The organism is Streptomyces sp. SD15 (genome assembly GCF_054462255.1).
This window is the reverse complement of the sequence record NZ_JBTLMO010000014.1, coordinates 134,938-153,737: the sequence shown is the minus strand read 5'-3', so window position 1 is coordinate 153,737 and position 18,800 is coordinate 134,938. Positions and strand designations below refer to the sequence as shown.

General features: G+C 70.4%; 17 protein-coding genes and 2 pseudogenes. 4 read left to right on the top strand and 15 right to left on the bottom strand.

What is annotated here, in order from left to right; all coding sequences use genetic code 11:
- Positions 1-18 precede the first annotated feature (18 nt).
- From ACX28W_RS16600 to ACX28W_RS16550, 11 genes and pseudogenes are all read right to left on the bottom strand, one after another.
- A pseudogene (locus tag ACX28W_RS16600) lies at positions 19-279 on the bottom strand (pectinesterase family protein); the annotation flags it as partial.
- 155 nt (positions 280-434) lie between these two features.
- Complete coding sequence (locus ACX28W_RS16595; protein ID WP_458999725.1) at positions 435-2,006, bottom strand: glycoside hydrolase family 43 protein; 1,572 nt, start codon at positions 2,004-2,006, stop codon at positions 435-437.
- Positions 2,003-2,857 (bottom strand): DUF6807 domain-containing protein, encoded by an 855-nt coding sequence (locus ACX28W_RS16590; RefSeq protein WP_458999724.1) that lies wholly within the window; start codon positions 2,855-2,857, stop codon positions 2,003-2,005. Before ACX28W_RS16590 ends, ACX28W_RS16595 begins: the two co-directional genes overlap by 4 nt.
- A complete protein-coding gene (locus ACX28W_RS16585) occupies positions 2,854-4,032 on the bottom strand; it encodes a Gfo/Idh/MocA family protein (RefSeq protein WP_458999723.1) in 1,179 nt (392 codons plus the stop codon). The genes ACX28W_RS16590 and ACX28W_RS16585 overlap by 4 nt, the downstream gene beginning before the upstream one ends.
- Entirely contained in the window at positions 4,029-5,321 is a 1,293-nt protein-coding gene (locus ACX28W_RS16580; RefSeq protein WP_458999722.1) for a pectate lyase family protein, read from the bottom strand. Before ACX28W_RS16580 ends, ACX28W_RS16585 begins: the two co-directional genes overlap by 4 nt.
- Positions 5,318-6,172 (bottom strand): carbohydrate ABC transporter permease, encoded by an 855-nt coding sequence (locus tag ACX28W_RS16575; protein ID WP_458999756.1) that lies wholly within the window; start codon positions 6,170-6,172, stop codon positions 5,318-5,320. The genes ACX28W_RS16580 and ACX28W_RS16575 overlap by 4 nt, the downstream gene beginning before the upstream one ends.
- A 44-nt stretch (positions 6,173-6,216) precedes the next feature.
- Positions 6,217-7,152: a carbohydrate ABC transporter permease gene (locus ACX28W_RS16570; protein WP_458999721.1), complete on the bottom strand. Its 936-nt coding sequence runs from the start codon at positions 7,150-7,152 to the stop codon at positions 6,217-6,219.
- A gap of 142 nt (positions 7,153-7,294) precedes the next feature.
- Positions 7,295-9,049 carry an L-arabinonate dehydratase gene (araD, locus tag ACX28W_RS16565; protein ID WP_458999720.1) on the bottom strand — a complete coding sequence of 585 codons (1,755 nt, stop codon included), beginning with the start codon at positions 9,047-9,049 and terminating at the stop codon, positions 7,295-7,297.
- Entirely contained in the window at positions 9,046-9,954 is a 909-nt protein-coding gene (locus tag ACX28W_RS16560) for a dihydrodipicolinate synthase family protein (protein WP_458999719.1), read from the bottom strand. Before ACX28W_RS16560 ends, araD begins: the two co-directional genes overlap by 4 nt.
- A complete protein-coding gene (locus ACX28W_RS16555; RefSeq protein ID WP_458999718.1) occupies positions 9,951-10,619 on the bottom strand; it encodes a GntR family transcriptional regulator in 669 nt (222 codons plus the stop codon). Before ACX28W_RS16555 ends, ACX28W_RS16560 begins: the two co-directional genes overlap by 4 nt.
- Positions 10,620-10,943: 324 nt before the next feature.
- On the bottom strand, positions 10,944-11,534 hold the full coding sequence (locus tag ACX28W_RS16550; RefSeq protein ID WP_458999717.1) for a TIGR03086 family metal-binding protein: 591 nt from the start codon (positions 11,532-11,534) through the stop codon (positions 10,944-10,946).
- A gap of 138 nt (positions 11,535-11,672) precedes the next feature.
- On the opposite strand from ACX28W_RS16550, the gene ACX28W_RS16545 reads away from it, so the two are divergent.
- Entirely contained in the window at positions 11,673-12,866 is a 1,194-nt protein-coding gene (locus ACX28W_RS16545; protein ID WP_458999716.1) for an MFS transporter, read from the top strand.
- 422 nt (positions 12,867-13,288) lie between these two features.
- Here the strand turns inward: ACX28W_RS16545 and ACX28W_RS16540 are convergent, their stop codons facing one another.
- Together ACX28W_RS16540 and ACX28W_RS16535 are read right to left on the bottom strand one after the other, a co-directional pair.
- Positions 13,289-13,702 carry a type II toxin-antitoxin system VapC family toxin gene (locus tag ACX28W_RS16540; RefSeq protein WP_458999715.1) on the bottom strand — a complete coding sequence of 138 codons (414 nt, stop codon included), beginning with the start codon at positions 13,700-13,702 and terminating at the stop codon, positions 13,289-13,291.
- Complete coding sequence (locus tag ACX28W_RS16535) at positions 13,699-13,977, bottom strand: hypothetical protein (RefSeq protein WP_458999714.1); 279 nt, start codon at positions 13,975-13,977, stop codon at positions 13,699-13,701. Before ACX28W_RS16535 ends, ACX28W_RS16540 begins: the two co-directional genes overlap by 4 nt.
- A gap of 1,167 nt (positions 13,978-15,144) precedes the next feature.
- On the opposite strand from ACX28W_RS16535, the gene ACX28W_RS16530 reads away from it, so the two are divergent.
- From ACX28W_RS16530 to ACX28W_RS16520, 3 genes and pseudogenes are all read left to right on the top strand, one after another.
- Positions 15,145-15,483 carry an SCO3933 family regulatory protein gene (locus ACX28W_RS16530; protein WP_458999712.1) on the top strand — a complete coding sequence of 113 codons (339 nt, stop codon included), beginning with the start codon at positions 15,145-15,147 and terminating at the stop codon, positions 15,481-15,483.
- Positions 15,480-15,761: a hypothetical protein gene (locus ACX28W_RS16525; RefSeq protein ID WP_458999711.1), complete on the top strand. Its 282-nt coding sequence runs from the start codon at positions 15,480-15,482 to the stop codon at positions 15,759-15,761. Before ACX28W_RS16530 ends, ACX28W_RS16525 begins: the two co-directional genes overlap by 4 nt.
- A 53-nt stretch (positions 15,762-15,814) precedes the next feature.
- Positions 15,815-16,354 (top strand): annotated as a pseudogene (locus tag ACX28W_RS16520) (transcriptional regulator); the annotation flags it as partial.
- A gap of 151 nt (positions 16,355-16,505) precedes the next feature.
- Here the strand turns inward: ACX28W_RS16520 and ACX28W_RS16515 are convergent.
- Together ACX28W_RS16515 and ACX28W_RS16510 are read right to left on the bottom strand one after the other, a co-directional pair.
- Positions 16,506-17,690, bottom strand: a complete 1,185-nt coding sequence (locus ACX28W_RS16515; protein WP_458999710.1) for a hypothetical protein — start codon at positions 17,688-17,690, stop codon at positions 16,506-16,508.
- Positions 17,687-18,652, bottom strand: a complete 966-nt coding sequence (locus tag ACX28W_RS16510; protein WP_458999709.1) for a 5-dehydro-4-deoxyglucarate dehydratase — start codon at positions 18,650-18,652, stop codon at positions 17,687-17,689. Before ACX28W_RS16510 ends, ACX28W_RS16515 begins: the two co-directional genes overlap by 4 nt.
- Positions 18,653-18,800: the final 148 nt, after the last annotated feature.

The following is an 18,800-nucleotide window of genomic DNA, read 5'->3' as shown; positions in this document are numbered from 1 at the left end:
ACCGCCGAGCGACGGCGCTCAGCGGTGCTGGGCGTGCGGCGCCCAACCGTCCGTACCAGCGAGGTAGTCGGCGACGGTGTACGTGGCCGCGTCCATGTCCGGCAGCTGCGGCCGGTCGACGGTGACGGCGGCGCCGGGCCCGTACGTGCGGTACTCGGCGAAGCGGGCGTCCCGCCACGAGAAGCCGCTCATGTCCGTCCACGGCGAGGACTTGACCGCCGCGGGCAACTCGGTGTCGCGGCACAGGACTTGGGCGATGGCGTCGCTCTCTCCGGCAGGCCACTCTCCTCGCCTCTCCCGCGGCCCCGAGGCACAGGGCGGCGACGAGGCCCACGACGGCGGCCAGGACCCTTCCGTACCCCGGTCTTGGCAAGCGCTTGCTATGGAGGTGCGTCATTGCGGCTCCCAACAGGCGGACGAGTGGATACGGCCCCTCAGCGGGCCGGGTTTGGGGTGATGCGGAACTGCGTGAACGAGGCCGCGCCGGCGTGTCCCCCGCCGACGGGCGCGAGCGCGAAGAGTCCGAGCAGGGCGCCGACCCAGCGCCAGGGGGTGGCGGCGAAGACGGGACCTGAGGGCTGCCGGCCGCCCCCGACGTCGTAGGAGAAGCGGCAGCGCGCCCCAGCGCCGATCTCGATCCACAGCCGCGCCCGCCCGTCGGGTGCCGGCTGCGGATGCGCCGCGTCGCGCTCCTGCTCGGCGACGGACTCGGCGAACCGGTGCACGAGCCGCACCGAGCCGTCGGTCTCGCGCTGGAGCCCGATCCAGCTGAACGCGTCCCCGAGCACGGCGAGCCCCGCCCGTGCGCCCGGCTCCGCGCTGTCGAGTCGCAACTCCACCTCGACGGTGGCGGCGATCCCGGGCAGCCGCTGGGTGAGGACGTGCGGCAGCTTGCGCAGATCGTGCGCGTCCACCGTCCGTACGCAGCTCAGTCGCAGCCCGTCGCCGGAGTGCTGGGTGGCCCAGCCGGCATGGGGGTCCCCCCGCTCGAGCGAAGCCGAGAGTGGGGGAGGGTTGGCGGTCCACTGCCACTGCCGCCCGAACCGGCCGCCGGGGAAGTCGTCGTCGGTGGCCGGTGCCGACAGCGGCTGGCGCGGCAGATCCGGTTTCCCGTGTACGGCGACGGGGGCGCCCTCGTCGCCGAGCACCGGCCAGCCGTCCGGGCCCCAGCGCAGCGGTTGGAGGTGGACGACACGCCCGTACGGGCCGCGCTGCTGGAAGTGCGCGAACCAGTCCTCGCCGGCCGCCGTGCGCACCCAGCCCCCCTGATGCGGGCCGTTCACGTCCGTCTCGCCCTGCTCGAGGACGATCCGCTCCTCGTACGGGCCGAAGAAGCCGCGCGAGCGGAAGGCGCCCTGCCAGCCGGTCTCCACTCCACCGGCGGGCGCGAAGATCCAGAACCAGCCGTCGTGCCGGTAGAGCTTGGGCCCTTCGAGGGTGAACCAGCCGGGAATCCGGTCGGCGTCGACGATGACCTTGCCCTCGTCGAGCAGCCCGGTGCCGTCGGGGCGCATACGGTGCCCGGTGAGCCGGTTCTTCACGCCTGATCGGGACTTGGCCCAGGCGTGCACGAGATAGGCCTCGCCGCTCTCCTCGTCCCACAGCGGGCAGGCGTCGATGAGCCCCTTGCCCTCCTTGACCAGGTGCGGCCGGGTCCAAGGGCCTCTGATCTCGGGGGCGTTGACCTGGAAGATGCCGTGGTCGGGGTCGCCCCAGAAGATCCAGAAGCGGTCGTCGTGGTGGCGCAGGGACGGCGCCCACACCCCGCAGTCGTGCCGGGGCTTCCTGAACTCGCGGGCGGGCTCCAGGCGTTGCAGCGCGTGGCCGACGAGCGTCCAGTTGACCAGGTCGCGGGAGTGCAGCAGCGGCAGGCCGGGGGCGCGGCCGAAGCTGGAGGCGGTGAGGTAGAAGTCGTCGCCCACACGGAGCAGGTCGGGGTCGGACCAGTCGGCGTCGAGGACGGGGTTGCGGTAGGTGCCGTCGCCGAGGTCGGAGGAGGGGATCACGGGCTCACCGCCTTGCGGACCAGGGCCGCGGCTTCGACCCGGTCGAGGCCGCCGTCCGCGACGACGGTGACGACACGGCGTACGACCGTCTCACCGGCCGCGACCGGCAGCCGCTCGTCGTGCGCGAGGGACGAGCCGACGCCCGGGTACTCGGTGGTGCGTACGAACCACGGGTCGCGGCGGGTCGCCTCGGTGGCCCCGGCGAAGACCAGGGTCCAGTTGGCGCCCGCGAGGGCGAGCCAGTCGGCGCGGGTGCCGTGCACCGCCTCCTCCCCCTCGGCGTCGGCGGTGAAGACACGAGGCGCCTCGGCCTCCTTGCGGGCCCGCCAGAAGAAGCCGCCGTAGGCCGCGCCCGGCCTCCCGTTGGTGGCGGGGCTGCCGATGGAGAGCCCGTGGTGTGTGGTGTTGGTGAGGGAGAACGTGAAGTCCAACGCCCATGCGGTGTCGGCCAGTTCGGTCACGGCGACCGTGCGACGCTCACGCAGCAGCTCGCCGCCCGCGGCCACCCAGCGCAGCTCCTCCACGAAGCCGTCCGGGTCGCACAGCTGGAAGCCCGCGTGCCGCTGCGCGCCGTGGTTGACGAGCTCGGTGGGCCCCCGGTCGCGCACATAGGTGCGCCCGCCCCAGAAGTTGTGCCCCTCGACGTCGGGGACGGCGACACCGACGCCGAGGTGGTGTGCGTGGTCGGCGGGGCTGAGCTCGGTGACAGCCGTGCCGGCGAGCGTGGTGACGGGATGGACGTACGGACGCGGCGAGAGCCGGGGCGGCAGTTCGGGCCGGGTGATGTAGCGGCCGACGGGGCGGCCCGCGACCCGCAGGACCAGTGCGTCGTTGCTCATCGTCTGGTTCATCGGGTGCTCACCTCGTTCGAGAGTGCCTCACCGGGTACCGCCCACGAGGCGCCCAGCTCGGAGTAGAGGGCGAGGGTGTCGGCGGCGGCCGCGACGAGTCCGTCGATGCCGTGCACGACGCGGCGGTTCTCCTCGGGGATCAGGTCCCAGGCCTCGGCGGGCAGCGCGACCGGGTCGGGCGCCTGTCGAATCGCTTCCACGACCTTCATGAAGGCGCCCGTCGACTCCGGCGTGACCAGCAGCTCCGCGCCGTCCGTCAGATGCGCGACCAGGTTCTCCAGCAGGTCCGTCCGGCCGTACTCGATCTCCTGCGGGCCGTGCCCGGACCGCTGCACGAGCACGCGGTCCTGCTTGTACCAGAAGGTGATCCGGCCGCTGCTGCCGTGCACCAGGACGTACGGCTCGTCGGGCCGCTCGGCGCAGAGCGTGGCAGCGACGGTGACGCGGCGGCCGTGCGCGGTGGTGACGCGGACGCACGAGGTGTCGTCGGACTCGATGGCGTTGGCGCGCAGCAGTTCGGTCTCGATCGCGGTGATGTCCTCGGCCCGGGTGGCACCGTCCAGCGCGAGGGCGGTGGCGACGGCGTGCGCGAGGGGGTTGGTCAGCGCGCCGTCGACCACGTCCACGCCGTTCAGCCTGCGCTTGCCCGCCCACGGCGCCCGCCGGTAGTACGCCTCGTCGCGCGCCCAGGCCCCTGCCCCGCCGACCCCGACCACCGTGCCGACCACGCCCGCCGTGATCAATTCCCGGATCGCCGGCACGGCGTGCGAGCCGAGCGACTGGAAGCCGATCTGACAGACGATCCCGGCCGCCGCGACCCCGTCGGCCATGCGCCGGAACTCGGCGTACGACGGCGCGGGCGGCTTCTCCAGCAGCAGGTGTACGCCCTGGTCGGCGGCGATCAGCGCCAGGTCGGTGTGGGTCGGGATGGGCGTGCAGATCACGGCGATCGCGGCGCCCGTGGAGTCGAGGAGGGAGGCGAAGTCGGCGGACTGTTCGGGTGACCCCGGTCCGTCGAGTTCCTCGTCCGTGAGCGGCGTCAGCTCGCAGATACCCGCCAGTCGCACCAGTCCTTTGTCCTGGAGTCGGCGGATGTTCTGCAGATGCCAGCGGCCGTGTCCTCGCGCGCCCGCGAGAACGACGGGCAGGGGCAAGTCCAGTGCTCGGGTGCTCATCGGATCCTCCCCGCGCCCGCGCCGCGCGCCACGTCGCGGTCGGCCTGCCGGGCGCTGTCGATGGTCCCGTGCAGCGTGGGCGTCCAGCCCCCATCGGCCGTCAGGTCCCGCTCGCTGCCGGAGTTGTACGCGTTGTAGATGGCCAGTAGATCGACGGGGAAGCCGTTGAAGAGCGTCCCGGTCTGGTGCAGGGCGGTGCCGTTCCAGCTCTTCACGAGGTCGGCGGCCTCGACGTGGCCGGGGGTGGTGAAGGCGTTGTTCTCGGCGTAGAGCGCCGACTCGGTGGAGACACCGAGCGAGTAGCGGTACTCGGCGTCGGCGGGGACCAGGTACCGGTTGTTGTAGGCGTGCACCTGTCCGAAGCGGACGCGCGGCGCGCGCTGGACCACGGAGTCGAACTCGTTGTGGTGCAGGGTGACGCGAAGTCTGCCTCGGTCTCCGGTGGCCGAGTCGCTGTTGCCGATGAGCATCGCCTTGTCGTGGCCGGCGAACCGGCTCCAGGAGACGGTGACCAGGTCGGAGCCGCTCGTGATGTCCAACAGGCCGTCGTGGCGCAGGTAGTTGCGGGCGAAGTAGGTGGGCTCCTTCGCGTCGGGGTGGCCCTCGTCGCTCGCCGTGATGTGGTCGACCCAGACGTGGGTGGCGCCGTTCAGCCAGAGGGTGTCGTACGCCGTCTTCCAGTCGCCCAGGCCGCCGGTGTTGGGCTGCCAGACGGGGAAGCAGTCGTAGGCGTCGAGGAGTTCGAGGTTGCGGACGATGACGTTGTCCGCGTTCTTGACCTGGAGGCTCGCGCCCTTGAGCACGGCGCCGGAGCCGAGGCCGACGAGCGTGGTGTTCGATCCGACGGGAAGCACGATCCGCTCGGCCTGCGCGGCGGCGGAGGCCTGGCGGGCGTCCTCCTGTGCGCCGCTCGGCTTCGCCGCGCCCCAGGTGCGGGGGTTGTACGCGGCGAGGTACCTCTTCAGGTCGTAGCCGTCCCGCTGGTAGTCGTCGCAGTCCAGATGACGGCCGGCGTCGTCGGTGTTGGCGTCGATCGTCCCGGCGACCTTGATGATCTTCGGGGTGGCGCTGCCGCGGTCGAGGGCGCGGGCCAGTTCGGCACGGGTGCGTACGGTGAACACATGGGCGTCGTCCGCGGCGGCGCCGCCCGTGGTACCGCCGTCGGCGGCGGCCCAGCCGTCGTCGGTCGCGAGGGTGTCGCGGCTGATGTCACGGACCTCGGCGTGCGCACCCGGTGCGCCGAGCAGGACCGACAGGACCACCACAGGCACGAATCGACGGATTCTCATCCCTTTACCGCCCCCGCGCTGAAGCCGGTGATCAGCCACTTCTGGATGAAGGCGAAGACGATGACGACGGGGACCGCGGCGATGATGCCACCGGCGGCGAGCGCGCCCAGGTCGACGCTGTCGGAGCTCATCAGGGTGTTGAGGCCGACGGGGATCGTCTGCTTGCTCTGGTCGCTGAGGAACATCAGGGCGAACAGGAAGTGGTTCCAGGCGTGCACGAAGGCGAAGGAGCCGACGGCGATCAGCCCGGGCCGCAGCAGCGGGAGTACGACGATCCTGAAGCCGGTGAAGCGGTTGCAGCCGTCCACCCAGGCGGCCTCTTCGAGGGAGTACGGGACGTTCCTGATGAACCCGCTGATGAGGATCATCGACAGCGGCAGCTGGAAGACCGTCTCGGCGATGATGACGCTGCCCAGCGAGTTGATCATCTGAAGCTCGGCGAAGATCTGGAAGAGCGGGACGAGGAGCAGCGCGCCCGGTACGAACTGCGAGCAGAGCAGCGCCAGCATGAAGCCGCGCTTGATCTTGAAGTCGAAGCGGGCGAGGGCGTAGCCGCCGGCGAGGGCGACGACGGTGGTCATCACCAGCGTGGCGAGGGCGATGAGCACGCTGTTCTGGAAGTAGGTCCCGAAGCTTCGCTCGGTCCACACCTTGTCGAAGTGCTCGAAGGTCATGGGCCACGGCACCAGCGAGGTCGAGCCGGCCGGACGCAGGGCGAAGAGCAGGATCCAGTAGAAGGGGATCAGGGTGAAGAGCAGATAGATGCCGAGCGGGAGGTAGATCTGCCAGCGCGGGACCTCGTCCCAGGCGCGGCGCTTCTTGCGCGGGCGCGGCCGGGGCTCGTCGGCCATCGGGGCGGGCGCCGCCGGGGCGCTGATCGTGGCGTCCTCGGTGATCACTTGTCCCCGCCTCCGAACTTGCTCAGTCGCAGATAGACCATCGAGAAGAACAGCAGAATCACGAAGGCGACCGTGGTCAGTGCGGACGCGTAGCCGAAGTTGTGCGCGTCGACGCTGGTGTTGGCGATGTAGAGCGGGAGTGTCGTCGTCTCGCCCGCGGGACCACCGCCCGTCAACGTGTAGAGCAGGTCGACGTTGTTGAACTCCCACACCGCGCGCAGCAGCGTGGACAGGATGATGGCGTCCTTCAGGTGCGGCAGCGTGATGTGCAGGAACTGCTGGAAGCGGCTGGCGCCGTCGACCTCGGCGGCCTCGTAGAGGTCCTTGGAGACGGACTGGAGGTCGGCGAGGATCAGGATCGCGAAGAAGGGGACACCGCGCCACAGGTCGGCGACCACGGCCGCCGGGAAGACGGTGGAGGTGTCCGACAGCCAGCTGGTGCCGTACTGCCCGATCCCCGCGTCCGCGAGGTAACGGGTGATGCCGGTCTGGGAGTTGTAGAGCAACACCCAGATCGCGGAGGTCAGCACACCGGAGACGGCCCACGGCGAGAAGACCAGCGCGCGGCCGACCGCCCTGCCGACGAAGGTCTGGTTGACGATGAGTGCGAGCGCCAGCCCGAAGAGGAGCTGCAACCCGACTTCCACGACGACCCACTTGGCGCTGAAGGTCAGCGTGTCCCAGAACTGCGGGTCGTCGGTGAAGGCGTGCACGAAGTTGTCGAAGCCCGCGAAGCCGTTGCGCCACGGCTTGGTCGGGTTGTAGTTCTGCAAGCTGTAGTAGAAGACGCTGATGACCGGGTAGGCGATGAAACCCAGCATCAGCAGCCCCGCGGGGGCGATCAGCAGATACGGGAGCCTGCGGGGCGTCGCCGAGCCACGGCGCCGCCGGGGTGGCGCGGGCTGTTTCGCCACGACTGCGGCTTGGGCCATGACAGTTCTCCGTTCTGGCGGGTGCCGTGGAACGCTTGCTGTGGTGCTCCAGAAAGCGCTTGCTCGGTACAGTTGGTTGAAGCGCTTCGCATACGGTGTTCGAAATATCGGCCGACGTAGGCGTGGCCGTACGTACGTGCCGTCAGCCCGCGTACGGGTCCTGCACCTTGCCCGGCCGGGCCAGAAACGCGAAGTCGCAGCCGGTGTCCGCCTGGGTGATCTGCTCGTTGTAGAGCGCTCCGTAGCCGCGCTCGTACCGTTCGGGCGGCGCCGTCCACTCCGCCCTGCGCCGCTCCAACTCCACGTCGTCCACGTTGAGTTGGAGCGACCGCGCCTCGACGTCGAGGGTGATCGTGTCCCCGCCGCGCACCAGGGCGAGCGGTCCGCCGACGTAGGACTCGGGTGCCACGTGCAGCACACAGGCGCCGTAACTCGTCCCGCTCATACGGGCGTCGGAGATCCGCACCATGTCCCGTACACCCTGCTTCAGCAGGTGGTCGGGGATGGGCAGCATCCCGTACTCGGGCATGCCCGGACCGCCCTTGGGTCCGGAGTTCCGCAGCACCAGCACGCTGTCCGCGGTGATGCCGAGGGACGGGTCGTTGATGGTCCGTTGCATGGTCTTGTAGTCGTCGAAGACGACCGCGGACCCGGTGTGCTTGAGCAGCTGCGGTTCGGCGGCGATGTGCTTGATGACCGCGCCGTCGGGGCAGAGGTTGCCGCGCAGGACGGCGACTCCGCCCTCGGCCGCGACGGGGTTCTCCCTGGTCCGGATGACGTCGTCGTCGTGCACCAGGGCGCCCGCCAGCTGCTCGCGCATGCTGTCGTACGACACCGTCGGCCGGTCCAGGTGCAGCAGATCGGTGATCCGCGACAGGAACCCGGGCAGGCCGCCCGCGAAGTGGAAGTCCTCCATGAGGTACTTCCGGCCACCGGGCCGGACGTTGGCGAGCACGGGTACGGTCCGCGCGATCCGGTCGAAGTCGTCGAGCGTGAGCGTGACGCCGACCCGTCCGGCCATGGCGATCAGGTGGATCACGGCGTTGGTGGAGCCGCCGAGTCCGAGCACCGTCGTCACCGCGTCCGCGAAGGCGTCCTCGGTGAGGATGTCGGACAACTTCCGGTCCTGGCGGACGAGTTCGACGATCCTGAGGCCGGCCGCGGCCGCCATCCGGTCATGGCCGGAGTCGACGGCGGGGATGCTGGACGCGCCGGGAACCGTCACCCCGAGCGCCTCGGCGGCGGCCGTGAGCGTGGACGCCGTACCCATGGTCATGCAGTGACCGGGCGAGCGGGCGAGTCCGCTCTCCAGTTCGGTCATCTCGCAGTCACCGATGAGCCCGGCGCGCTTGTCGTCCCAGTACTTCCACATGTCCGTGCCGGAGCCGAGGACCTCATTGCGCCAGTGGCCGGGCAGCATGGGCCCGGCGGGCACGAACACGGCCGGCAGGTCGACGGAGGCGGCGCCCATCAGCAGCGCGGGCGTGGACTTGTCGCACCCGCCCATCAGCACGGCACCGTCCACGGGGTACGACCGGAGCAGCTCCTCGGTCTCCATGGCGAGCAGGTTGCGATACAGCATCGGGGTCGGCTTCTGGAAGGTCTCGCTGAGCGTGGAGACCGGGAACTCCAGCGGGAAGCCCCCCGCCTGCCACACCCCCCGCTTCACGGCCTGCGCGCGGTCCCGCAGGTGCACATGGCACGGGTTGATGTCGGACCAGGTGTTCAGGATGGCGATGACCGGCTTGCCCAGGTGCTCCTCGGGCAGATAGCCGAGCTGGCGCGTGCGGGCCCGGTGGCTGAAGGAGCGCAGACCCGACGAGACGCCGCTGCCGTACCACTGGTGGCTGCGGAGTTCCTCCGGACGTTTCGGCTCACCTCTTCTAGGGGCGCTCATATGGACCACCCCGCGGCGATGGCGGCGACTTCCGCGCGCTCGGACTCGGGCAGTTCCTTGCTCGGGGGCCGTACCTCGCGGCGGCACAGGCCGAGCGAGGCGAGGGCTTCCTTGACCACGGTGACGTTGTTGGCGGAGGCGTCGGCCGCGCGCAGCTCCTCGAAGCGGCGGATCTGCTCCCAGACCTTCATGGCGGCCGGGAAGTCACCGGATCGAAGCGCTTCGATCATGTTCAGCGAAACGGACGGGGCGACGTTCACGAGCCCGGAGGTGAAGCCGGTGGCGCCCGCGGAGAAGTACGAGGGGGCGTACGGCTCGGCGAGCCCCGCGACCCACACGAACCGTTCGAGTCCCGCGTCCCGGGCAAAGGCGGCGAAGCGGGCGGCGTCCGGGACCGCGTACTTCACGCCGACGACGTTCGGGCAGGTGTCGGCGAGCTCGGCGAGGCGCATGCCGGGAAGCAGGGGATTGCGGATGTACGGGACGACGCCCAGCTCGGGCACGGACTCGGCGATCGCCCGGTGGTAGTCGACCCAGCCGCCCTCCGAGACGTACGGGTGCACGGGCTGATGGACCATCACCAACTGTGCCCCGAGCCCACGGGCGTGCCGTGCGGCCGCGACGGCGGTCGGCACGTCGTGTCCGACCCCGACCAGGACGGTGGCCCGCTCGCCCGCCTCGTCGATCGTCAACTCCGTGACGAGCTGCCGCTCTTCGGGGGTCAGGGCGTAGAACTCACCGGTGTTGCCATTGGGGGTCAGGGTGCGGACGCCACCGTCGAGCAGCCGACGCAGCAAAGCCCGGTGAGTGTCGCGATCGATCGTCCCGTCCTCCGCGAAGGGAGTCACGGGAATCGCCACGACCTCGGCGAGCGCCGCCCGCTGGGTCTCGTACGTCGCTGTCATTCCTGTCCATCCTCTTCCTGGGCCTCGTCCCGGGGCTGGGGGAAGGCACGGTGCACGAACGACGCGATGTGGGCGTGCAGCGCGCGGGCCGCGCCGTCGGCATCACCGTCGAGGGCGAGGCGCAGAATCTCCCGGTGCTCGCTCGCCTCCCGCTCCCAGGACGGGTCGGCGGCCCAGGCGACGGCCGACACGAGAGCGGCCTGATCGCGGACCTCGTCGAGCATCCGGCCAAGCAGCGGATTGCCGCAGGGCACGTACAGGGCGCGGTGGAACTCCCGGTTGGCCAGGGAGCGTTCGGCGGTGTCGGAGGCGTCGTCGGCGCGGGTCAGCGCGTCCTGCGCGGCGGTGAGCGAGGCCCCGCGCCGGACGGACCGGCGCAGCGCCTCCGGCTCGAGGAGCAACCGCACGTCGTACACCTCGCGCGCCATGTCCGCGTCCACCATGCGCACCGTGACGCCCTTGTACTGGCTCATCATGACGAGTCCGGTACCGGCCAGGGTCTTGAGCGCCTCGCGCACCGGCGTCTTCGACACCCCGAACTGCGCGGCGAGCTCGGTCTCGACCAGAGCCTGTCCGGGGGTCAACTGCCCGGTGAGGATGCGGTGTTTGATCCCCTCCAGCACGAACTGCGTGCGGGACGGGATCGGAATGGGCACAGAGGTCATGCGCGCCTCTCGGATCTCACGGATCGGATCTCACGTAGGAGATCTCGCGTATCGCGTCTCATATATGACGTACGAAGTACGACGCGATGAAAGTAGGAGCGCGCCTGTGTTTCGTCAACGCTTCTGACAAAAGAAGTTGGGATGACTTGCGGGGCGGGCCCGGTCCGGGGACCTCGAGCGTGCGGTGTTCCCCGCGTTCACCATCGCGATGTTGATCGGTGTACCCGCTGCCCCAGCCGCACCGCAGCCATGTGCCTCCGCAACGCGAAGAGGCCGATGCCGGACCCGGCATCGGCCTCGTTCCCATCCGCCCCCGCGGTCGCGTTACGGCTTCCAGCCGGGGTCGCGGCCACTGAGCCCGATCACCCGATCCAGCAGCGGCGCGCCGTCCGGCACCGCCACGACAGGCCCGAAAATCCCCCCTCCCCGGCTGGGATCCTCGGCCGCGGCGACGAGGAAGCCGTACGCCGCCCGCAGCGCGGCCCCGTCGGGCTCGTACTCCTGGCCGGTGGCCCGGGCCAAGTCCCAGCCGTGCACCACCAGCTCGTCGGCGGCGACGGCCCCGGCGACCGCGCCCGGCAGGGGCACGCCGCCCGCACGGGTCTCCCCGGTCCAGGCGGCCGGATCGCGCCAGGCCTCGTCGAGCTCGTCGAGCACCCTCGGCAGCGTCTCGCGCCAGCCGGGCCCGATGTCCGGCACGGCGGCATTCGGGCTGGTGTCGGTCGTGGCCCCCAGGTCCTTGCGCCCGGCGTCGCGGAAGGCGACGGCCAGCCCGCTCAGATGCCCGAGCAGGTGGTGCACCGCGTACTCGGGACAAGGCGTGGCACCGTCGAGCCGCCCCTCCGTGACCCCCGCCGCGAGGCGCGCCACGATCAGGGCCTGCGGCCCGAGGTCGAGAGTCCGGTCCGTCGTCATGCGCTTCTCCTCAGCTCCTCGAAAACTCCGCTCGAGGGGTAGACCGAGGAGGCGGCCGGAACTCATCGCTCCGCGCGGCGCCGTCTAAGGCACTTGCCCGATCCCACGACCGCCGCCTTAGAACCACGATCACCTCCCATGACAGGGACAGTGGCGCGTGTTCTCCGTGACCGCAACGCGGGTTTGTACCTGGCCGCGGTGATGGTCTCCGGCTTCGGAACGTCGGCGATGTGGCTGGTGTCGGGCATCTGGGTCAAGGACCTGACGGGCTCGAACGGCCTGGCGGCCCTGTGCGTGTTCGCCCTCTGGGCGCCCACGCTCATCGGCCCTCTCCTGGGCACGCTGGCGGACCGCACCCGCCGCCGACCGCTCCTGATCGGCACGAACCTCATGCTGGCCGCGCTCCTGCCGCTCCTCTGCACCGTGAACACCTCGGCCCGCCTCTGGATCCTGTTCACCGTGCTCCTGATCTACGGCGCGGCAGGCGTCGTCCACGACGCGGCCGAGTCCGCCCTGATGGCCACGGCGGTCGACAGGACCCTCCTCGGGGACTTCAACGGCCTGCGCATGACGGCCAACGAGGGCATGAAACTGCTGGCTCCGCTCGCCGGGGCGGGCCTCTACGCGGCGTACGGCGGCGCCCTGGTCGCACTCCTCGACGCGATGACGTTCGCACTGGCGGCCGGGATGTGCGCGCTGCTGCGGGTCCGCGAGGCCCCGCCCGCCCGGGATGCCTCGGACTGGCGGGCCCGGACGGCCGAGGGCGCCCGCTACCTCTGGCGTCACCCGCGGCTCCGGCCGCTCGTCCTGGCCGGCGGCACGACCATGCTCTTCGCGGGCCTCAACGGCGCCACGATCTACGCCGTCGCCGAGGGGCTGGGCCACTCCCCCACGTACGTCGGCCTCCTCTACGTCGTCCAGGGCGCCGGCTCGGTACTGATCGGCCCGGCCTCGGGCCACCTCCTGCGGCGCCTCGGCGAACGCCGCTTCGCCATGTACGGCATCGCCCTCACCGCAGTCGCAGTCGCCCTCCGCGCGATCCCGTCCGACTCGGTGGCCCTGACCTGCAGCGCGGCGATCGGCGTCGGCCTCCCCTGCGTCCTGATCGCCGCCTGCACCGCCGTCCAGCGCGAAACCCCGGCACCGCTCCTCGGCCGCACCACCGCCACCGCGAACACCCTCATGTACGCCCCGAACGCCCTCGGCCTCGCCATCGGCGCGGGCCTGGTGGAACTGGTGGATTATCGGCTGCTGTTGGTCGCCCTGGGCCTGACTCGCCTACTGACCTTGACTCCTCTACGCCACAGCCACCCAGAACCGACGCCACACTAACGAGCGCGAGAGGTACGGAAAGAGGCGTCTCCGCGTACGGCCACTGGGACCGATGGCGACGGGGGCCTTGCCCCAAGGCCCCAGAAATCCTGGCTGCGGTTGGCGCAGCGCAATTCAGCTGGCGAGCGTGCGCTATGAGGCGAGAAGGATCTCGGGAGCCCCAGACGCGCCCACCCACTTCTTGCAGGGTGCCGCCTTCAAGCTTCGGGACGCGACCCTACCGCCAGGATTGGTGCGATCGGTCGCACAATTGCTGTTGTGAATGAGGACCGGTGTCTCGCCCGCCAGCACATAGTACGTGTGGACGCGGGGGCTGCGTCACCTGCAATTACGCTGGTCAGGCTGCGAGTTGACAGCAAATCGGTGTTCGTGCTTGTCCGCCGGAATCCGTGGTTGTCACCGTCAGCGTTGCCGTCAATTCCCTACGGCAAGAGCGTCAGAGCGGGTACGTGCTTCGGTTTGACGACGGTGAAGTGACGGCGGTCGAGGGTGGCGATGTGGTCCACGCCGAGGCGTTCGGCGACAGCGATCACTGAGGCGTCGACCGCACCGAGGGGGAAGTCGGCGTACTGCAGGACCAGTTCGCTCACGCGGCGGAGGTCGTCCTTGGTCAGCTCGACGAGTTCGAATGTGCCCAGGATGACCTCGTTGACGAAGGCAGCTTCGACCTGGGGCCATCGTTCAAGGTTCCAGCTGACCTCGGCGAAGACCGGGCTTGGGAGGATCTTGCGCCCTCGGTGCCGGGTGAAGAAGTCCACGCATCGAGTGTGGTGCTTGTCGTCGGCGTTGAAGGCGGACAGGAGCGGCCCGGTGTCGAGCACGGTCGTTGTGATCACTCGGCGAGGCCCAGGCGTCGTTCCATGCGCTCACGCGTGTAGTGGTCGTGGTTCTCGCCGAAGTCGGACGGTGCGTGGATGCTGCCGAACAGGGCGCGCAGCCCTGGCGAGACCTCGCTGCTCTCCGCCTCTTCGTCCGTCTCGTCCTCTCGGACAGGGAGTGCTTCGGCGAGTTCTTCGTCCTGGCTGATGATCAGGCGCAGGCGTCGGGCCTGCTGCGGGCTGAGGTGCTCCAGCGCATATCGCAGGTCTTCGAAGTCGTGTGCTGCCGTCATGACTCAAGTCTGGCACGCCTGCGGATGCCCTGTCCTGGCTCTTTGACCTCCCGTTCCGGGTCCTGTCAGGTGTGCTCGCGGGGGTTGGGGGGGACCTTGGGTCGGGGTCCTGTCCGGTGTGGGGCCGGTCGTGTTCCGGGGGCCATACGCTCGCCCGCGAACGGGGTGGGGCTTGTCCCCTGACCGTGGTTTCACTCCGTGGCCCCCGGAATGCGGCCGGCGCGGGTCCCGCGCCGGGCGGGTGGCTCGAGGTGCCCTCGGCCCCCGCCCCGGCCCACACGTCGCCCCTTCTCGGGTACGCCGCCGGACTCGGTTTCGGTGATCCACCGGAGGCTTCCGTACGAGGATCAGGGTCATGGCCTGGTCGGTGTGTGGGTGCGGGCGCGTGTGGATGGTCGGGCGGTGGGAGGGACGCTGGTCCGACGCGCGAGGCCCCGGGCAGGCCCCACCAGCATTCACCCAGGGGCCGGGGACCGCGCGCGGCGGATCAGCGGCACCTCACCGCCCGATCAGCCCGCGCCCGCAACCCGGCCCGCCAAGGGCGGGCCGGGCCCTTGATACAAGTAAGGAAACTCTGAGCACGATCACCCGAATCCCAGGACTAACGTCGGTCTCCGCGCCCGGGAAGAGCTGCCGGATCGGGCCTGGTGGCGAGGGCCAGAGGCGCCGTGAGCCAGCCGTCTGGGGTGGGGCCGCGGATCGGTTACGGCGAGGTAACGATCCCGGCCGGGATGTCAATCCAGCCTGGTCAATCCTCCTATTACAGGTGAGAGGACTCCTCTCCCCCGCTCCTCCGCTGCCACCGAGGCGGACCCGGATCGGTCACGTGGTGGTCACGACTCCCGCCGCGATGGCACTCCCAGCATGATCAATTCTCCTTAGATAGTGAGGGGAGTTTTCCCGGCCTCCCGGTCCAGCCCGCTCACCCGGCCACCCTTCGTCTCGCTCGCCGCTCCGGACCGCACCGGACTCGGCCATCGTGTCCACCCCATCGCCCCTACCCGACCAGCACGGACGACGTCCCTGGTCACGAGTTGTACGACTATCCGCGAGCCCCTTGCGGACACCTCCACACGGAGCGAACCTCGACGACCAGCAACCGACCCGGCTCCGGCCGGATCGCGCTTCCCCACCCCAGCCATGCCTTCCGCCAGGAGGTACTCCGTCATGCCCGCAACCATCATCCGCGTCCGCACCGAGGGCGCCGTCTACCTGGTCATCACCCCGCCCGCCCCCAAGGTCCGCAACACAGAGACCGGCGAGATCGCCAAACACCGCGAGTCCGGCCAGCTGCTGTTCACCGTCTCCCTCGCAGAGACCGCCGACGGCCGCGCCCAGATCCTCAAGCTCACGGTCCCCGAGAACGGCCTGTCCAAGAACCTCACCGTCGGCCAGCCCGTCACCCCGGTCAACCTCACCGCCACCCCCTGGGCCCGGATGTTCACCGCCGACCAGCTCTCCGAAGGCGTCGTCTACCGCGCCGACGCCCTGGAGGCTGTGAAATGACCGCCGATGACACCCCTCCCGCATCCGGCGCCAGCGAGCCTGCCGCCAGCTTCGCGGCCGGGCTCGGCCTGCCTGTGACGGACACGGCCGTACAACGGGCCCTGCGAGCCGGCGCCTACCCGCTGCCGGATGAGGGGACTGACTCCCGGCTCTGCTTCGGGTTGATCGCCGACCTCGCCGACGTACTGGTCGAGCACGACTACCCGCCGCCCGAACCAGCCGACTTCGTCCGCCTCATGCAGCTCTGCTTCCGCTTCCTCTACCGGCCCGAAACCTGACCAACTCCCACGCCAGGGCCCGGCAGTCGCCTCCCGCAGCGGTACGGCTGCCGGACCTGGCCGACGCCACTTCCGCCGCCTCGCCACAGGCCGGGCCTCGGATGCGGGCCTTCCTCGCCGGTCAGCAGGCGCATGCCGCCGCGCAGACCGGCGACCGCACTGGCGCCCTGCGCTACATCCGGGAGGCCGAGGCGGCCATGGACCGCGCCGAGTCACGCGGAAAGGCATTTGGCTCGTACGACCCCTCGTCGCTCAACTACCACGTCAGCCAGGTACGTTACGAACTCGGTGACAGGGCCGGAGCCGTCGAAGCTATGCAATAAGCGGACCGGCTCCGCCCCACCATGTACCAGCGCACACGAGTACACCGCCGTGGCCTGTTGGCTGAGCGGCAGCTGGAACTCGGCCACCTGGAAGCGGCGTGCGCCACCTGGCACCAGGCCCTCGACGACTACCCGAAGGTGCAATCCGCCCACGCCGACGACCGTGTGAAGGCGATGTTCGGCCTCTTGCGCCCCCATCTGAAGAACGCGACGGCGCTCGACCTTTACGACCGAGCACGGACGATCGCGCCACCGTCGCTGGCCGCCTGATCCCTGTCGCACCTTCAAGCTCAGTCACAGACAGCCAGCTGCGACGCAGCGTAGAGGGGTATCGCGATGCGGTCCTACCGCTGTGCCGCGATGCAGTCGGCGTCTGCCAAGTTCCCGACGCCGCGTAGACCGCGCCCTACCAAAACGGCGCTCAACTCACCCCCGCCAACACCCCCCGCACCACCTCAAGATCCCCGTCCGAAGCCAACCCCGCGTGATACAGCCGCAGTTCATTCGCCCCCAGGGAAGCCGCCCGAGCCACGTCGTCAGCCAGCGTGCCCGGACTACCCCCCATCCCCGACACAACCGTGAAGTTGGCGGCAAGGACAGCACCGGCGTCAACGCCGGCCCTCACCTGTTCCGCGAACGGCGTCAACACCCCCGCCCCACCCGTACACGGCACCACCACCCCGTCCACCACGGACAGAATGTGCCCGGGATCGACCCCGGCGTTCGCGCCGCAGTGGTACGACACGGGATCGGCGTGCAGCAGCACCTGGAACCCGGCCGGCGCGGCCGCTCGTACCGCCGCGACGGTCGCCTCCTGGAGCGAACGGGCCACGCCCTCACGCCACGCGCGCGTGGCGCCCGCGACCTCGCTTCCGAGCAGCTTCTCGATCTCCGGCCAGCCGCCGTCCGAGGGCACCGCACCCCGCCACACCGGTTCCAGCGCCTCCCGGACCGCCGACGCCAAGTCGTCCGCGTCGAGCCCGTACCCTCCGTACCCGTCCCCGCAGGTCACGCAGAAGCACAACGACATCAGGTACTGCCCGGCATCCCCGAGCCCCACCCCGCCGATCTTGTCGTGGGCGTGCAGATGCGAAACCCCGTACCAGCCGAGCGACTCCAGCTCCGTACCCCGGGCCCCGGGGCGCACCGCCGCCTCCACCGCCAGGTCGATCAGATACGCCCGCGTATCGGCCTGGGCGATGCACGGCGCCCACTCGTACCGGTCCCCGTACGCATTGACGACGGACGTGGCCGGATGCTCCGCCCCCAGCCGGGAGTTGTGCGCGAGGACCACCCAGGTGTGGACGTCCAGCCCGGCTTCGGCGAGCGCGGCGGCGGCCTCCCCGTACGCGTCGCCGGGCGCCCAGTCCCCGGCGGCGTACGGCCGCAGCGCGCGTCCCTCCCACCGCGCGTCGTCCACCGGGTACAGGACGGCCGCGTGCGACGCCGTCACGATCCGGTGCCGGGGGTGGCGAGGGGTCAACGCGCGCGTGGAGTGGTACGCGGACGCGAGCGTCACCTGCTGCACGCCGAGCCCGGCGATCCACTCGGCCGCCCCCGGATCCCCGACGACGTCCCACGGATAGACGAATGCCGACGCCTTCACGCGCCCTCCCCCGCCCCTTCGGCTCCCGCCGACTCCAGCAACGCATACCCGCGCTCGATCAGCTGTGCGAGCTGCTTGACGTGGTCCTCGCTCGGCTCGCGCAGCGGCGGCCGCACCTCGCCCACGTCCAGTCCCCGCATCCGCACCCCCGCCTTGACGAGCGACACGGCGTAGCCGCGCCCCTGCGAGCGCAGATCCACGAACGGCCGGTAGAACCCGTCCAGCAACCGGTTCACGACAGCGTCGTCCCCGTCGTTCAGCGCGCGGTGGAACGCCGACGCGATCTCGGGCGCGAAGCAGAAGACCGCGGACGAGTACAGCGTGATCCCGATCCCCCGATACGCGAGCCCCGTCAGCTCGGCGGTCGGCAGCCCGTTGAAGTACAGGAATTCTCCCGGCACTTCACTGCGCACCGCGCTCACGATCCGCTGCATCAGCTCCAGATCGCCCTGCCCGTCCTTGAGGCCGATGATCCGCTCCGTGCGAGCCAGCTCGACCACGGTCTCGGGCGTGAACACGGCGTTGTCGCGCTGGTACACGATGACGTCCAGCGAGGTGGCGGCGGCGAGCTCCCGGTAGTGCCGCAGCAGCCCCTCCTGATCCGCGACCACCAGGTACGGCGGCATGGCGAGCAGTCCGTCGGCCCCGGCCTCCTCGGCGAGCCGCGCGAACCGTACGGCGAGCGCGGTCCCGTACCCCGCGCCCGCGACGACCGGCACCCGACCGGCCGTCTCCGCCACGGCCGCCCGTACACAGTCCTGGAACTCCTCGGGGGTGAGCGCGTGGAACTCCCCGGTGCCGCAGCAGGCGAACACGGCGGCGGCACCGGCCTCGACCCCGCGCCGGACGTGCGCGCGGTAGACGTCGAGATCGAGGGCGCCGTCGGGGCCGTACGCCGTCACGGGGAAGAACAGTGGCCCGCTGGGAATGCCGAGCCGGGCGGCAAGGGGGGCTGACGTCACGGACTCTCCCTAAAGCAGGTGCTCACGCACACCACAGTGGTGCATGTTTCTGATCCACGTCTATATTTCTGAACGCGCCCACGCTAAAGCGCGACCTTAGGGCCGGTCAAGCGCACAAACCCGCAACACGGCAGCGGATTCACCGCCT